This is a genomic window from Paractinoplanes deccanensis (genome assembly GCF_016862115.1).
GTDB classification, from domain to species: Bacteria; Actinomycetota; Actinomycetes; order Mycobacteriales; family Micromonosporaceae; genus Actinoplanes; species Actinoplanes deccanensis.
Genome location: NZ_BOMI01000195.1, coordinates 21455 through 35154 on the forward strand (window position 1 = coordinate 21455; position 13700 = coordinate 35154).

At 71.3% G+C, this 13700-nt stretch carries 17 protein-coding genes; 10 read left to right on the top strand and 7 right to left on the bottom strand.

Annotated elements, in window-relative coordinates:
* Window positions 1-74: 74 nt before the first annotated feature.
* The gene (gene trxA / locus Ade02nite_RS46160; protein ID WP_203777786.1) at window positions 75-437 is read right to left on the bottom strand and encodes a thioredoxin; all 363 of its coding nucleotides are present in this window, start codon (window positions 435-437) and stop codon (window positions 75-77) included.
* 417 nt (window positions 438-854) lie between these two features.
* On the opposite strand from trxA, the gene Ade02nite_RS46165 reads away from it, so the two are divergent.
* From Ade02nite_RS46165 to Ade02nite_RS46195, 7 genes are all read left to right on the top strand, one after another.
* Window positions 855-1487, top strand: coding sequence for a TrmH family RNA methyltransferase (locus Ade02nite_RS46165; RefSeq protein ID WP_203777787.1), 633 nt, complete (start codon window positions 855-857; stop codon window positions 1485-1487).
* Between the two features lie 82 nt (window positions 1488-1569).
* Entirely contained in the window at window positions 1570-2238 is a 669-nt protein-coding gene (locus tag Ade02nite_RS46170) for a DUF6758 family protein (protein WP_369076687.1), read from the top strand.
* Between the two features lie 130 nt (window positions 2239-2368).
* A complete protein-coding gene (locus Ade02nite_RS46175) occupies window positions 2369-2527 on the top strand; it encodes a hypothetical protein (RefSeq protein ID WP_166661190.1) in 159 nt (52 codons plus the stop codon).
* A 9-nt stretch (window positions 2528-2536) separates the two neighbouring features.
* Window positions 2537-3376 carry a PH domain-containing protein gene (locus Ade02nite_RS46180; RefSeq protein ID WP_203777789.1) on the top strand — a complete coding sequence of 280 codons (840 nt, stop codon included), beginning with the start codon at window positions 2537-2539 and terminating at the stop codon, window positions 3374-3376.
* A gap of 70 nt (window positions 3377-3446) precedes the next feature.
* A complete protein-coding gene (locus Ade02nite_RS46185; RefSeq protein ID WP_203777790.1) occupies window positions 3447-4298 on the top strand; it encodes a PHP domain-containing protein in 852 nt (283 codons plus the stop codon).
* A gap of 52 nt (window positions 4299-4350) precedes the next feature.
* Window positions 4351-4968, top strand: a complete 618-nt coding sequence (locus Ade02nite_RS46190) for a MarC family protein (protein WP_203777791.1) — start codon at window positions 4351-4353, stop codon at window positions 4966-4968.
* Window positions 4969-5059: 91 nt separating this feature from the next.
* Window positions 5060-5887 carry a RecB family exonuclease gene (locus Ade02nite_RS46195; protein WP_203777819.1) on the top strand — a complete coding sequence of 276 codons (828 nt, stop codon included), beginning with the start codon at window positions 5060-5062 and terminating at the stop codon, window positions 5885-5887.
* Window positions 5888-6667: 780 nt separating this feature from the next.
* Here Ade02nite_RS46195 and Ade02nite_RS46200 read toward each other — a convergent pair.
* Both Ade02nite_RS46200 and Ade02nite_RS46205 read right to left on the bottom strand, forming a co-directional pair.
* Complete coding sequence (locus Ade02nite_RS46200) at window positions 6668-7525, bottom strand: oxygenase MpaB family protein (RefSeq protein ID WP_203777792.1); 858 nt, start codon at window positions 7523-7525, stop codon at window positions 6668-6670.
* Between the two features lie 56 nt (window positions 7526-7581).
* Window positions 7582-8010, bottom strand: coding sequence for a Fur family transcriptional regulator (locus tag Ade02nite_RS46205; protein WP_203777793.1), 429 nt, complete (start codon window positions 8008-8010; stop codon window positions 7582-7584).
* Window positions 8011-8172: 162 nt separating this feature from the next.
* Here Ade02nite_RS46205 and Ade02nite_RS46210 point away from each other — a divergent pair, with 162 nt between their 5' ends.
* Window positions 8173-8646, top strand: a complete 474-nt coding sequence (locus Ade02nite_RS46210) for a DUF2231 domain-containing protein (RefSeq protein WP_203777794.1) — start codon at window positions 8173-8175, stop codon at window positions 8644-8646.
* Window positions 8647-8770: 124 nt separating this feature from the next.
* On the opposite strand, the gene Ade02nite_RS46215 is transcribed toward Ade02nite_RS46210, so the two are convergent.
* Complete coding sequence (locus Ade02nite_RS46215; protein ID WP_239169556.1) at window positions 8771-9103, bottom strand: translation initiation factor 2; 333 nt, start codon at window positions 9101-9103, stop codon at window positions 8771-8773.
* 64 nt (window positions 9104-9167) lie between these two features.
* Here Ade02nite_RS46215 and Ade02nite_RS46220 point away from each other — a divergent pair, with 64 nt between their 5' ends.
* On the top strand, window positions 9168-9344 hold the full coding sequence (locus tag Ade02nite_RS46220) for a hypothetical protein (protein WP_203777796.1): 177 nt from the start codon (window positions 9168-9170) through the stop codon (window positions 9342-9344).
* A gap of 271 nt (window positions 9345-9615) precedes the next feature.
* Here Ade02nite_RS46220 and Ade02nite_RS46225 read toward each other — a convergent pair whose 3' ends face one another.
* From Ade02nite_RS46225 to Ade02nite_RS46235, 3 genes are all read right to left on the bottom strand, one after another.
* The gene (locus Ade02nite_RS46225) at window positions 9616-10290 is read right to left on the bottom strand and encodes a hypothetical protein (RefSeq protein WP_203777797.1); all 675 of its coding nucleotides are present in this window, start codon (window positions 10288-10290) and stop codon (window positions 9616-9618) included.
* 302 nt (window positions 10291-10592) lie between these two features.
* Window positions 10593-10955 (bottom strand): FmdB family zinc ribbon protein, encoded by a 363-nt coding sequence (locus Ade02nite_RS46230; RefSeq protein WP_203777798.1) that lies wholly within the window; start codon window positions 10953-10955, stop codon window positions 10593-10595.
* A 99-nt stretch (window positions 10956-11054) separates the two neighbouring features.
* Window positions 11055-11657 (bottom strand): 5-formyltetrahydrofolate cyclo-ligase, encoded by a 603-nt coding sequence (locus Ade02nite_RS46235; RefSeq protein WP_203777799.1) that lies wholly within the window; start codon window positions 11655-11657, stop codon window positions 11055-11057.
* 39 nt (window positions 11658-11696) lie between these two features.
* Here Ade02nite_RS46235 and Ade02nite_RS46240 point away from each other — a divergent pair, with 39 nt between their 5' ends.
* Window positions 11697-13673, top strand: coding sequence for a sensor domain-containing diguanylate cyclase (locus Ade02nite_RS46240; RefSeq protein WP_379038525.1), 1977 nt, complete (start codon window positions 11697-11699; stop codon window positions 13671-13673).
* Window positions 13674-13700 lie beyond the last annotated feature (27 nt).

Consider the following 13700-nt stretch of genomic DNA (forward strand, 5'->3'; position numbering starts at 1 on the left):
CAGTCGAACACGCGTACCAACGAAAAACCCGCCGGCCCGTGAGGGGCGGCGGGTTTTTCGAGGTATCTGCGAGATCAGTGGCTGTGCGCGGCGAGCTGCTGGCGCACCTCGTCCATGTCCAGCTTCTCGACCTGCTCGATCAGGTTCTCGAGGGCCGACTCGGGGAGCGCCCCGGGCTGCGAGAAGACGATGACGCCGTCGCGGACGGCCATGATCGTCGGGATCGAGCGGATGTCGAACTTCGCGGCGAGCGCCTGCTCGGCCTCGGTGTCGACCTTGCCGAACGTGATGTCGGGGTGCTTCTCCGAGGAGCGCTCGTAGGTCGGGGCGAAGCGGACGCACGGCCCGCACCAGCTTGCCCAGAAGTCGACCAGGACGATCCCGTCCTTGCCGGTGACCTCGTCGAAGTTCTCAGCGGTCAGCGCAACCGTCGCCATGATGTCTCCGTCCACGGGAAATTGGCTTTCGTGCGGTGAAACCCATCCGTCCCACTGGCCATTCCCGCCGCGGCGGCGGATGACACGTGGTCTACAGCACGAATTGGGGACACGGTGTGGGCCGTAGACCACCCATCGTAACGATCGGTGAGGGAAACGCTGCGCTGATCCAGGCAAATCGCGATGTCCTTTTTGCCCTCACCTGCACCCGACACATCGAGATCCATCTCGCCATGGGTAATAGGCAATAAAGTTAAATGTGAGCTGCGTCACATGTGAGCGACCTTCACATCGATACGGACGGTAAGGCAGACTCTCCCCCAACAAGCGTGGGCGGCGGGTGCCGGGGAGGGCCCCGCCGCTCATTGCGTCTCCCTCCGGGTGAGAGCCCGCCGCGGATGAGTAACGTGGCCGCCCATGATGATCGGTGAGGACGAGTCCGCCGAGGTGGGCGTCGGCCCGTGGCCCGGCGAGTGGCCCACCGACGCGCGCTACGACCCCGAGCTGCTGGCCAACGGCGATCGCCGCAACGTCGTCGACCGCTACCGCTACTGGACCCGCGAGGCGGTCGTCGCCGATCTCGACACCCGCCGGCACGACTTCCACGTGGCGATCGAGAACTGGCAGCACGACTTCAACATCGGCACCGTCGTACGCAACGCGAACGCGTTCCTCGCCGCCGAGGTGCACATCGTCGGTCAGCGCCGGTGGAACCGCCGCGGCGCCATGGTCACCGATCGTTACCAGCACGTGCGCCACCATCCCACCATCGAGCAGTTCGTGGCATGGGCGGCCGAGTGCGACCTGCCGGTGATCGGGATCGACAACCTGCCGGGCTCGCGGCCGATGGAGACCACCACCCTGCCGAGGCGCTGCGCCCTGCTCTTCGGCCAGGAGGGCCCGGGCCTGTCCGAGGCGGCGCGCGCGGCCTGCTCCCAGCTCTTCTCGATCGCCCAGTACGGCTCCACCCGCTCGATCAACGCCGGCGTCGCCAGCGGCATCGCGATGCACGCCTGGATTCGCGCGCACGCGGGACCCCCGCCCGGGTGAAACTTTCTGATACGCCCGGGTTCTGCGGATCCGCTTGACGAGGGACCGCGCGGGCCGCACGGTAGTGGATGTGGGTGTCACGGTGAGTTGCCCCAGGTGCGGTGCGCAGGTCCGGAAGCCGGACCTGATGCACAGCGAGTGGCGCTGTGACAACTGTGGCGACGTGCCGCCGTTCCACGTCGCCGAGCACATCAACGCCGACATCGTCGAGAGCATGCTCCGCCGCCAGGCGGTGTCCGGCGAGGGCGGGCGGGTGCCGTTCTGGTGCCCGTGGCCGCTCCCGGCCGGCTGGATGGTGACGGGCATCGGCTGGGCGGGTGACGACCGCCGGGGCGTGCGAGCGAGCGCGCTCGCCTGCAGCGGCCCCGAGCCGCTCGGCGGCGGGCCCGCCGACGTCATGCTGATCGCCGAGCAGCCGGGCGTCGGACTCGGCACCAGGTTCGCCGGGATTCCGGGCATCGATCCGGGCTATCTGATCGCCGAGGCGCTCGCCGATCCCGGTGGCCACCCTGGACCGCATGCCAAGATCAAGGCGGCCGGACACCCCACTCCACTGTGGTGCGTCAAGTCCCCTGAGGATCGAAGTGCGTACGTGAGTGAGGCGAAGGGAATGTGGCTCTATGCGGTAGCGTGGCCGGCAAGCGCGGGCTACTTCCTCGCGGAGCACGTCGTGCTGCACGATCTCTCCGAGGGGGTGCCGTCCGAGCTCGTGTACGGAGCGCCGTCACCGTGCCTGCACGGAAAGGCCTGATAGTTGGGTCCTGACCTGCGGAGACGGTATCGGCTTTTCGGCCACATTGTTCACACCGAGCGACGAAACTGATACCGTCAGTACTGCCGCGGCGCTGACCGTCACCCGCACCCACAGGAGAAGGCCCGCCATGATCAAGAAGGTTCTGACCTGGCTTGGTATCGCGTTCTTGATCTTCTTTATTGCCTTCAACCCGAACTCGGCCGCATCGGTCTTCGAGTCACTCGGAGGCACGATCGCCGATATTGCCCGGGGCTTCGGCACGTTCTTCACCAACCTCGTCGCTTAGCATCACCACATGGGTGGTCCTGCTGAGCCGCACGAGCCTCGAGGCGAGGGTGCCGGGCGCCCTCGGGACGACGACGAGAACTACGGGTACAACGACCCCGCGTTCGACGACGCGTCCGATTACTCGCGGCGCCGTACCTATTCGGACGGTCCTGGATACTCGCCGGACGCGGGTTACTCACCCAGCGCCGGCTACGCGAGCGACGGCGACCCCGGCGACGAGTACGAGCCACCCGTCTTCACCGAGGAGGAGCTCGAGGGGCTGGGGCCCGAGGGCGGCGGCGGCCCGCGCCGCGTGCTGCCCCTCGAGGACGAACCGACCACTCTGGTCGCCCGCTATCTCTTCCCCACCGAGCGCTACCGCGGCGAGTGGAAGAGACATTGGATCCACCTCTCCGCCCCGCTCGGCATCGGCGCCGGCGCGACTCTCGCCCTGGGCTATCTGGCCGGCTTCCTGACCCGGCAGAACATCAACGGCCTGGTGACCGCGGCCGTCCTGATCTGGCTCGGCGTGATCAGCTGGGTGGCCTGGAAGGTCTTCGACTGGTATTTCGACCGCTTCATCCTGACCAACAAGCGGGTCATGGTCGTCAACGGCATCATCACCCGGCGGGTGGCCATGATGCCGCTGCTGCGGGTCACCGACATGAAGTACGAGCAGTCCGCGCTCGGGCGCATGCTCAGCTACGGCACGTTCGTGCTGGAGTCCGCCGGCCAGGACCAGGCGCTGCGCGAGGTCAAGCACCTGCCCAACCCCAACGAGCTCTACCTGCGCGTCGTCGAGGAGATGTACGAGCCGCAGGCCGTCGAGGCGCGCCTCGGCAAGGACAGCGAAGGCGACGACGCGTAACCGTGAGGTGTGACGGAGCAATCGGGTCGCCGGGAGGCGGCCCGGCCCACCGTCCCGGTAGCGTTTTCAGGTGACCCGAATCGATCTGCACTGCCATTCCACCGCCAGCGACGGCACGCTCACCCCCGCCGAGCTGGTCAGGGCGGGGGCGGAGGCCGGTCTCGACGTCATGGCGATCACCGACCACGACACCACGGGTGGCTGGGAGGCGGCCGCGGCGGCCCGCCCCGAAGGACTGACGTTGGTGCGGGGTGCCGAGCTGTCCTGCCGCTGGCACGGCGCCGAGCCGCCGATCGCGCTGCACATGCTCGCGTACCTCTTCGACCCGGCGGAGCCCCGCCTCGCGGGCGACCTGGCCCGGCTGCGCACCGACCGCGAGCAGCGCGCCGAAAAGATCGTGAACCGGCTGGCCGCCGACGGGGTGCCGATCACCTGGGACGAGGTGCGCGGCTACGCGGCGGGCGGCTCGGTGGGGCGGCCGCACATCGCCCAGGCGCTGATCAGGGCGGGGCTCGTCCGTACGACGACCGAGGCGTTCCACTCGCAGTGGCTGGGCGCGCGCTACTTCGTACCGAAAGCTGATCTTGATGTGTTCGAGGCCGTGCGCGCCGTCCGGGCCGCGGGCGGCGTGACCGTTTTCGCCCATCCGCGGGCGACGGTGCGCGGGCGTGTGGTGCCGGACCGGCTGATCGTGGAGCTGGCCGAGGCGGGGCTGTTCGGCCTCGAGGCGGACCACGAGGACCACACCCCGGAGGAACGGGCGCACGTGCGGGCCCTCGCGGAGCGGCTCGGGCTCGTCGTCACCGGTTCGTCCGACTTCCACGGCACCCACAAGACGGTTCGGCTCGGTGCCTTCCTGACGGCGCCTTCCGCGTACGAGAAAATCGTGTCGGCAGCCACAGGCGTTCCCGTCCTGGGGTGACACTCGACGCACCGAACTGCGGCGCGGCGGCCAGGGCCCCTACCTTGTTCGGGTGAATCTCAAGTTCCTCGGCGAGGTCTTCGTGACCCTCTTGGTGATCGTCGACCCTCCCGGCATGGTGCCGGTCTTCCTCGCGCTGACCGGGACGATGTCGAACAGGGACCGGATCCGGGCCGGAACGCAGGCCGTCCTGCTGGCGCTCGGCGTGATCGTCGGCTTCGCCGTCGCGGGGCAGACGCTGCTCGACTACCTCCACGTGGACCTCCCCGCGCTCCAGGGCGCCGGCGGCCTGCTGCTCGTGCTCGTCGCGTTGCAGCTGCTCACCGGCAAGACCGACGAGCCGGCCGAGCAGGGCGGCACGAGCAACGTGGCGCTGGTGCCGATCGGCACGCCGCTGCTGGCCGGCCCCGGCGCGATCGTCGCGACCATGCTGTTCGTCCAGCGTGCGGAGGGTTTCGACGAGTACCTCGTGATCGCGATCGGCATCCTGCTCGTGATGCTGACCGTCTGGATCGTGCTGCGCTTCTCCGGCGTGATCGTCAAGCTGCTGCGGCCGGCGGGCATCGAGGTGCTCACCCGCATCGCCGGCCTGCTGCTGGCGGCCATCGCCGTACAGCTGATCGCCGACGCGATCGGTGCCTTCGTCCGGCTCGAGGCCGTCGGGCTCTGACGGGGTTTCTGTCATACCGGGCTGGCAGGATTGCAGCGTGCCTCCCACCAGATCCCGCGCCGGCGTCCCCGAGCAGCTCGGTTTCGACGGCATGCCCGAGCGGCTCTTCGTGTGCACCCCGAGCAAGCTGGGCGCCTACGTCGACTGCCCCCGGCGATACCGCTATTCCTACGTCGACCGGCCCACCCCGCCCAAGGGCCCGCCGTGGGCGCACAACTCGCTGGGCGCGAGCGTCCACACCGCGCTGAAGAACTGGTTCGGCCTTCCGGCCGACCGGCGAGATCCGAGCGTCCTGCCCACGCTTCTCAAGAGCACGTGGGTACGGGAGGGCTACCGCGACGTCGACCAGGAGCGCGCGGCCTACCGGGCGGCGCTCGGCTGGCTCGAGACGTATGTGGCCGGCCTGGATCCGGAGGAGGAACCGCTCGGCGTCGAGCGCGTGGTGGCGACGAAGACGGCAGTGCTGGCCCTCAACGGCCGCGCCGACCGCATCGACTCCCGCCCCGGCCCGCAGGGCCCCGAGGCCGTGATCGTCGACTACAAGACCGGCCGCTCGGGCCTCGACGCCGACGACGCGCGCGGCTCCCTGGCGCTGGCCCTCTACGCCTACGCGGCACAGCGCGTCTTCCGCCGCCCGAGCTACCGCGTCGAGCTCCACCACCTGCCCACCGGCACGGTCGCGGCCCACGAGCACACCGAGGAGTCCCTGGCCCGCCAGGTCCGCCGAGCCGAAGACACGGCCCGCGACATCATGGCCGCCGAAAAGGCCGTCAGCGCCGGCGCCGACCCCGACGCCGAGTTCCCCACCAACCCGGGCCCCCTGTGCGGCTGGTGCGACTTCCGCAAGATCTGCCCATCCGGCTCCGAGGCGGTCGCGAAGGAGCCGTGGGCGGCGGTCTCCCACCTCACCCCGCCGTAGGAGGTCGCTGCCCATCGACGGACCGGCATCGGCGGCGACCCCACCTGGTGTCCGGACCGCGGTTCGGCCCTGGCGAGGTCGTGTCGGCTTGCCCACGCCTGGTCTGCGCGCGACCTGTCCGGCCTGCGCCCGCCCCGCCTGGCCCGCGCCCGCGTGGCCTGCGCCCGCCAGGCCTGCCGCGCGACCTTCTCTGACTGCACCTCCCGACCTGCCCTGCACGTTGCCGGTCCTGCTCTCCCGTCCTAGCCGCGACCGCGCTAGCTGTGTTGGCTCCGGTGTTGCCCTCGTTCTGGGCGAGCACCACCGGCCTCGGCGCTTCCTGCTTGAAACGCTTCATGTCGATCTCGCGTTGAGTGAGGCGGCTCGGGGAGAATGCCGGCCCGTCGTGCGGCGCTGCCGTCGGTCGGACTGTCAGGCGATGGAAGCGTCGGTCGGCGACGCGGACGGACAGGCGATGCATGCGGTCGATCGAGGGCTTGCGATCGGCTGCGGGCCGGGGTGTTGGTCGGGCGGCGTCAGTGGTTGGCCAGGCGCTGGGAGTGTCGGGCGGTCGGAGGGCGCGGGCAGCGAGGGCGGTCAGGTGGCACGGGTGGCGCGGTCGGTCGGGTGGCGCGGTCGGTCGGGTGGCGCGGTCGGTCGGGTGGTGCGGGCGGTCGGGTGGCGCGGGCGGTCGGGTGGCGCGGGCGGTCGGGTGGCACGGGCGGTCGGGTGGCGCGGTCGGTCGGGTGGCGCGGTCGGACGGGTGGTGCGGGCGGTGGGGCGGTCGCGTGGCGTGAGCGGTCAGGCGGCGGCTGTTTGGGCGCGGGCCAGGGCGGCCTGGCGCATGGAGCTGTCGCGGTAGCGGCGGGGCAGGGTGGCGAGGACCGTCGAGAGCAGCAGGCGCAGGCCGCGGATGGAGAGGTCGGCGGTCATGTCGGTGGTGGGCCAGCCCAGGCCGCCGTAGAGGCGGCGGGCCCACGGTGGCAGCAGGGCCACGGCGGTGCCGGCTATGCCGAGGTAGGCCCAGCGGGTCGGGCCCAGGGTGAGGCCCAGGCGCAAGGCGCGCGGGCCCCACGTGTCGGGCACGGGCGGGACGGTCAGGAAGAGGGCGGTCTCGGCGGTGTCCCGGGTCATGCCGAGCTCGGGGCGGATGTCCTCGTAGTAGGCGGCGACCTCGGCGGCCGTGGACGGCACGGTGGCCGGGTCGAGGCCGACGAGCTCGGCGGCCTTCAGCTGCTCGGTGTAGTAGCGGTCGACCTCGTCGGGGGTCAGCCGCAGGCCGGCTCGGGTGGCGGTGGTCAGGAACGACTCGACCTCGGTCACGTGCACCCAGCGGAGCAGGTCCGGCTCGTCGATGCGGAAGGTCTCGCCGGTGCGCGGATCCACGGCGGTCATCTTCGCGTGGAGGCGGCGCAGACGGCTCGAGGCCTGCTCGACCTCGGCCGTGCTCCCGTAGATGACCGTGGCGACGTACGCGGAAGTGCGACTCAGCCGGCCCCACGGATCGGCTCGGTAGCCCGAGTTCTGGGCGACGCCGGCGACGGCGCGCGGGTGCAGCGCCTGAAGGTAGAGGGAGCGCAGGCCGCCGAGCATGAGGATCGGTTCGCGGTGGAGTTTCCAGGTGACCGAATCCGGTCCGAACAGCCCGACGTCGCTCATGACATCCAGACTGCCACGGCCGCGGGCCAAATTTGAACCCGTTCAGATAACGGGATTCACGCCTCGTCGTCGTGGCGCTTCTGGCAGGCGGGGCAGAGACCCCAGAACGTCACCTCGGCCTCGTCGAGCTGGAAGCCGTGGCTCGTGGACGGCGTCAGGCAGGGCCGCTCGCCGACGGCGCAGTCGACGTCGGCGATCTCGCCGCAGCCCCGGCAGACGATGTGGTGGTGGTTGTCGCCCACCCGGGCCTCGTAACGGGCGGAGCTGCCCGCCGGCTCCAGGCGCCGGGCGAGGCCGGCCCGGGACAGCGCGCCGAGCACGTCGTAGATCGCCTGGGTCGAGACCGAGTCGAGCCGTACGCGGGCACGCTGGGCGATCTCCTCGACGTCGAGGTGGCCGCCCTCGGTGAGGATGTCCAGCACGGCGAGGCGCGGCTTGGTGACCCGCAGGCCGTGCTCCCGGAGTAGATCTTCACCGTGGGGCATCGGTCAATGACAGCACGCTCTTGTTGAAAACCCAACTTTTCCGCGGCGCAATCCCACGCGAGGTGAACCGCCGGCGAGTGATCGGCGTAAGCGGACACGAGGACGTTTGCGCCGTCAGATACTTCTAAGCTGTCGGCCGACCGGTTCGATCGAGGAGGCGTCGTGTTCGACCAGATAAACGGCCTGCCGGTGCATGCGCTGGTGCTGCATGCCGCGGTGGTGTTCGTTCCGCTGCTGGCCCTAGGGGCCGTCGTCTATGCGCTGGTGCCGCAGTGGCGTCCCCGGATGGGCTGGGCGGTGGGCCTGCTGGCCGTGGCCGCGCCGGCGTCGGCCTTCGTCGCGAAGGCGTCGGGCACCGAGCTCTACAACCGCCTCCTCGGCCAGGGCATCAGCGGCCCCGGCAAGGAGATCCTCGACGACCACATGGCGTACGGAACGCGCACGTTCTGGTTTTCCCTGGCCCTCGGCGTGGCAGCCCTCGCCATGGTCGTCGTGACGTGGCGCCGCACGGGCCGCCTCCCCCTGATCGGCGAGGCCGCCGGCGCGGTGGTCCTGGTGGTTCTGGCCGCCATCTCCGGCTATTACGTCTTCAAGACCGGCGACTCGGGCGCGACCGCCGTGTGGGGCACCTACTAGACCGGTTCGGCAAGCGGACGGCTGGATCCGTTCGGCAAGGCAGGCGAACAGACGCCGGCGTGGTGGCAGCCACCGCACCGGCGTCTTGCTGCGTGAGCGCCCAGGCTGAGGCCCGACGGGTTGGTCAGAAGATGACCCGCGCGCAGAGCAGGCACATCAGGATGAGGGCGATCGCCCCGGCGACCAGGCCCACGCCGTAGGTGACCGTGCGGGCCGAGCCTTCCGCCTCGTCGAGGGCATCCATGTCCTGCGCGGGCATGCTGCGCGGGGGCGGCGGCTGCGCGATGGTGGGCGGCCGCCAGCTCGGCGAGGGCGGCGCGGGCCGTGGCGGGCCGGGATAGTCAGGCTCGGGTTTGGGGGCGGGTTCCGTGGAGTCGGGGGCCGGACCGGGCACGGCAGAGTCAGGATCCGGTCGCTGCCAGTAGGAGTCGTCCGGGACGCCGGTGGGGCTGCTCACGTTCACCGACGGTACAGCCGAAGGGGGAAGACTTCCGCAGCGGCGCGGGCCTACCCTCTTAGGCGTGGACATCCTGGATGAGCCCGAGCGCGACTTGGACGGCGAACGCGAGGTCGACTTCGAGTCGGAGGAGGCGCCCGTCCTCCCCGACCAGACCCGGGACGACACCGAGCGCGGCTGGGGCGAACGCTCCTTCGACAACGACGAGCGCCTGCTGGAGGACCGCCCGCCCCACTGGTGAGCACACCCCACAGACGCCAAACACCGTCCTCCCACGCGGCCCGCACCAGCGCCGCGCGCGAACACGCGCCCGCCGAGACGGCGCCGCGCGAACGCACGCCGCCAGTTTGCGCCGCGCGTGAACCGTGCTCGTGACGTGCGATCGAGCGGTTCCCGTGCCGGTGGGAAGGGCTGGGGCGGCGCGTGATCGAGCGGCTCCTGTGCCCGTGGAACGGGCTTGGGCTGCGCGCAATCGAACGGCGCCGGCGTAGGCGGGCTGGGATCGCGCAGGTTCAGTCGGGACGGATCAGGACGGCGAAGCCGTGGCCGGGGGTGGCTACGGCGCGTTCGGCTTCGGCGGGGGGCAGGGCCAGCAGCAGGCCGCCTGTCGTGGGGTCTGAGGCACCGGTGACAGTGAGGACCAGCGCCGCGGCGGCCACGGAGGTGGTGGCGCCCTTGGTGTCGTCGAGGCGTAGCAGGTCCACGCGGTTGCCCGGCCTTACCAGAGAGAGCGCGGTGGGGTCGGCCAAGCGGATGGCGACGCCGACCGTGCCCGGCGGGACGGCCGGGTTGCCCGATGATCCGCCCAGGGGGCCGGCAGCGTCGGCTGGGACGCCGCCCGTGCCGCCCACCGGGCCGGCAGCGGCTGGGACGCCGCCCGTGCCGCCCAGCGGGCCGGCAGCGTCGGCTGGGACGCCGCCTGTGCCGTCCAGCGGGCCGGCCGCGTCGGCTGAGGCGCCGCCCACCGGGCCGGAGCCGTCACCTCCCGACCTGGCCGGCTCGGTGGCTGCGTGGGGATGCGCCGCGTCGGTGGGCGACCGGCCGCCGGACGGGGTGGGGGACGCCGTGGCCGTGGGTGGGTCGCACGTCGGCGGAGGTGACCACGACACCAGGGCGGCGAGGGCCAGCAGGGCCGCGACCGCCGCGAGGCGTAGCAGCGTGCCGCGGGCCGGCCGGCGCCTGCGCACGGGATCCAGGCGCCCTTCGCCGCTTGCGCGGCTTGCGTTCCCGTGCGGCTGGGGGAGGGCCCGCCCGAGCCGGGACATGCTCGGTCTGGCCATCGTCCGGTCCCCTCTCGCTCGCTCTGGCGTCGTGGTCCGGCGCCGGGGCAGACGTTAGGCGGGAAGGAAGATCGCTCGCTCCGAGCCTGTGGACAGCGCGCAGTGTGGATAACCGTCGCCGCCACAGGTGATTTTGGTAAGCGAGCGGCCGGGATCCGGGCACGCGAAGATCGCGCCAGGGGAGCCCTGGCGCGATCGGAGGTGGATCGTCAGGAGGCGGCCGGGGTCTTCGAGGACGACGAGGACGAGCTGCTGGACGAGGAGCCGCTGGACGACGAGCTGTTCGAGGAGGACGAGGTCGTCGACGCGGGCGTGGACGAGCTGGAGCTCGACGTGTCGGACTTCTTGGTGGCGTCGCCGTTGGAGGTCGCGGACTTCTCGGCGCTCACGTTGCCGGAGCGGGAGTCGTTCCGGTAGAAGCCCGAGCCCTTGAAGACGATGCCGACCGAGTTGAAGACCTTGCGGAGCTTGCCGTGGCACTCCGGGCACTCGGTCAGCGCCGGGTCGGAGAACGACTGCACGGCCTCGAGCTGGTGACCGCATTCGGTGCAGGCGTACTGGTAGGTGGGCACGGCTCCTCCGGATCTTTCGGCTGCTGGCACTCGCCAACTCCGAGTGCCAATGTTGCGCCATCGGAGGTCATTTCGTCCACTCGATCGGCAGGTTGAGGGTCACACGGCCACGCGGAACAAACCGCCGTTCGGGGTGATGGCGGCGTGGACGGGGCGGTCGTGCGGCTCGGCGGGCACCTCGTCCAGCAGCTCGCCGTCGTGCAGCAGCGCCACCACCAGGGGGCCTGACGAGGGGATTCGGGCCAGCGCCCGGTCGTACGAGCCGCCGCCGCGGCCCATGCGGACCCCGCGCCGGTCGACGGCCAGCGCCGGCACGAGCACCAGGCCGGCCGAGGAGATGGCCGACACGCCCAGCCGCGCCCCGGGTGGCTCCAGCAGCCCGCGAGGTCCGGCGGTCAGGACGCCCTCGTACGCGGCCCAGTCCAGGTCGCCGTCGGGCAGGAGCACCGGCAGCAGCACCCGGGCCGAGGCGGCCAGTGCGGGGATCAGGCCGGGGCCGCCGGGTTCCGCGCCGACCGGGACGTAGGCGGCGACGACGGCCGCGTGCTCACCCCGTACCAGAGCCAGAACTTGATCTTGAAGGTGAGAAGCCGCGGAGCCGAGCGTCACCGGGGACAAGTGACGTCGGTTAGTAAGCAGACGACTCCGCAGAGCGATCTTGTCCGCGCGAGATCTTTCCGCTTCATCGGTTGAATCGGGCACTCGACACCCCCTTTTGAAAAGCGGCAAACGGTGCACACTATGTCAGCATCGCTCCAAAGAGGGCCACACCCGGGAGGATGTGTGACGCTACGTGGCCGGCTCACCACCGCCTTTCTGGTGGTCGTGCTCGGTCCGGTCCTGCTCGGGTCCATCTTCGTCGCCCTGACCGTCACCACGGTGAGCCGGGATCGGACGGCCGAGCGGCTCGACCGCGCCGCGACCACGGTCCGCACCGGCATCTCCGCGGCGTGCCGGCAACTCCAGGCGGCGGCCGACGCGGTGGCGGTGGTGCCCGCGGGTGAACGACCCGCGGTGGCGGGCCAGCTGATCGCGCGCGGCCTGGCCACCGACATCGAGCTCGACGGGCGCGAGCCGCACGACGACTGGCAGAGCTGTGCGACCCCCGCCGACGGCCCGGCGGCCACCATCGCCGTCGAGTCGATCAACGGGGACGCCACGATCCGGGCGGCTCAGAGCGTCGACGACGCGTTCCTCGACCACCTCAGCGCGGCCAGCGGCGCCCGCGTGACCCTCACCGGTGCGGACGAGAGCGGCCACCTGCTCAGGATCACGCCCGAGTCCGGCCAGCCGCTTCCGCTCACGCTCACCGTCCCCGCGACCAGGCCCAGCTTTCTGTACGCCGTACTGCCGGCCGTCGTGCTGGCGGCCGGCCTGGCAGCCGTGCTCGTCGCGCGCTGGCTGGCCCGCACCACCACCCGGCCGCTCGGCGAGCTGGCCTGGGCCGCCGACCGGGTGGCCGACGGTGACCTGGACACCCGGGTGCCGATCCTGCGCCCGGACGAGCTGGGCCGGCTGGGCGCGAGCTTCAACCGCATGACGCGCGAGCTCCAGGCGTACGTCCAAGCCCTCACCGCCAGCCGCGACCAGCTCCGCGGCCATCTCGCGATCCTCGGCGAGACCCTGTCGAGCACCCACGACCTCCAGCGGATCCTCCAGGTCATCCTGCGGACCGCGCTCGCCGCCACCGGCGCCCGCGCCGGGCTCGTGCTGCTCCTCGACCCGGCGGGCGGACAGCTCGTCGCGCAGTGCGGCGTCGGCCTCGCCGGGCACTGGGACGTGCCCGACGCCGACCTGCCCAAACAGCGGCTGCCCGTCGGCGAGGGCGTGCTCGGCGGAGTCGCCGCCAGCGGGGAGCCGCGCCGCGGCCAGGGCGAGCCGGCCACCGACGAGCCGCCCTGTCTGACCTATGTGGCGGTGCCCATCTGCGCTCCCGTCGAGGCCGGTGACGAACCCGAGACCCTGGGCGTGCTCGCCCTCTACGACCGGGTCGGCGGGGACGCCTTCGACGACGCCGACTTGCGGACGTTGCGTACGTTCGCGGGCCAGGCCGGCGTGGCGGTGCACAACGTGCGGCTGCACGAGGAGGCGCAGCGGCTCTCGCTGACCGACCCGCTCACCGGGTTGTGGAATTACCGTTACCTCCGCGAATCGTTGCGCCGAGAGGTGGAGAGGGCGAGCCGGTTCGGGCGGATGCTCACGGTGCTCGTGCTCGACCTCGATCACTTCAAGGACGTGAACGACACGTACGGGCACGCGGCGGGCGACGCGGTGCTGGGCGAGTTCGCCCGACGCATCCGGGTCGGGCTGCGCGAGGTCGACGTGGCGTTCCGGCAGGGCGGGGAGGAGTTCGTGGTGCTGCTGCCGGAGACCGACGCGTACGGCGGGGTGATCGTCGCCGAACGGCTGGGCGCCGCGGTGCGCGACCGGCCCGTGCCGATCGACCCGCTACGGCCCGACGGCACCCGCATCCCGATCAGCGTGTCGATCGGCGTCGCGGTCTTCCCCGAGCACGGCGACAACGCGCAGCGGGTGCTGGCCGCCGCGGACACGGCCCTCTACGCGGCCAAGAGCGCCGGCCGCGACACCTACCGGCTGGCGGATTCCGCCGATGTGACAAATTCGCGAGTTTCCCCGAGTGTTCATGAAGGAAACTTTGATCCCAAGACGGCCGTCCCGACCGGGCCACGACCGCCCGGGCACAGACGCGGCCGATAGTCTCGCTGCATACCACGAGCTCGATCG

Coding starts and splice junctions, on each gene's coding strand:
- trxA (WP_203777786.1), bottom strand. CDS start 437: ATGGCGACGGTTGCGCTGACCGCTGAGAACTTCGACGAGGTCACCGGC.
- Ade02nite_RS46165 (WP_203777787.1), top strand. CDS start 855: ATGATGATCGGTGAGGACGAGTCCGCCGAGGTGGGCGTCGGCCCGTGG.
- Ade02nite_RS46175 (WP_166661190.1), top strand. CDS start 2,369: ATGATCAAGAAGGTTCTGACCTGGCTTGGTATCGCGTTCTTGATCTTC.
- Ade02nite_RS46180 (WP_203777789.1), top strand. CDS start 2,537: ATGGGTGGTCCTGCTGAGCCGCACGAGCCTCGAGGCGAGGGTGCCGGG.
- Ade02nite_RS46195 (WP_203777819.1), top strand. CDS start 5,060: ATGCCCGAGCGGCTCTTCGTGTGCACCCCGAGCAAGCTGGGCGCCTAC.
- Ade02nite_RS46200 (WP_203777792.1), bottom strand. CDS start 7,525: ATGAGCGACGTCGGGCTGTTCGGACCGGATTCGGTCACCTGGAAACTC.
- Ade02nite_RS46205 (WP_203777793.1), bottom strand. CDS start 8,010: ATGCCCCACGGTGAAGATCTACTCCGGGAGCACGGCCTGCGGGTCACC.
- Ade02nite_RS46240 (WP_379038525.1), top strand. CDS start 11,697: ATGTCAGCATCGCTCCAAAGAGGGCCACACCCGGGAGGATGTGTGACG.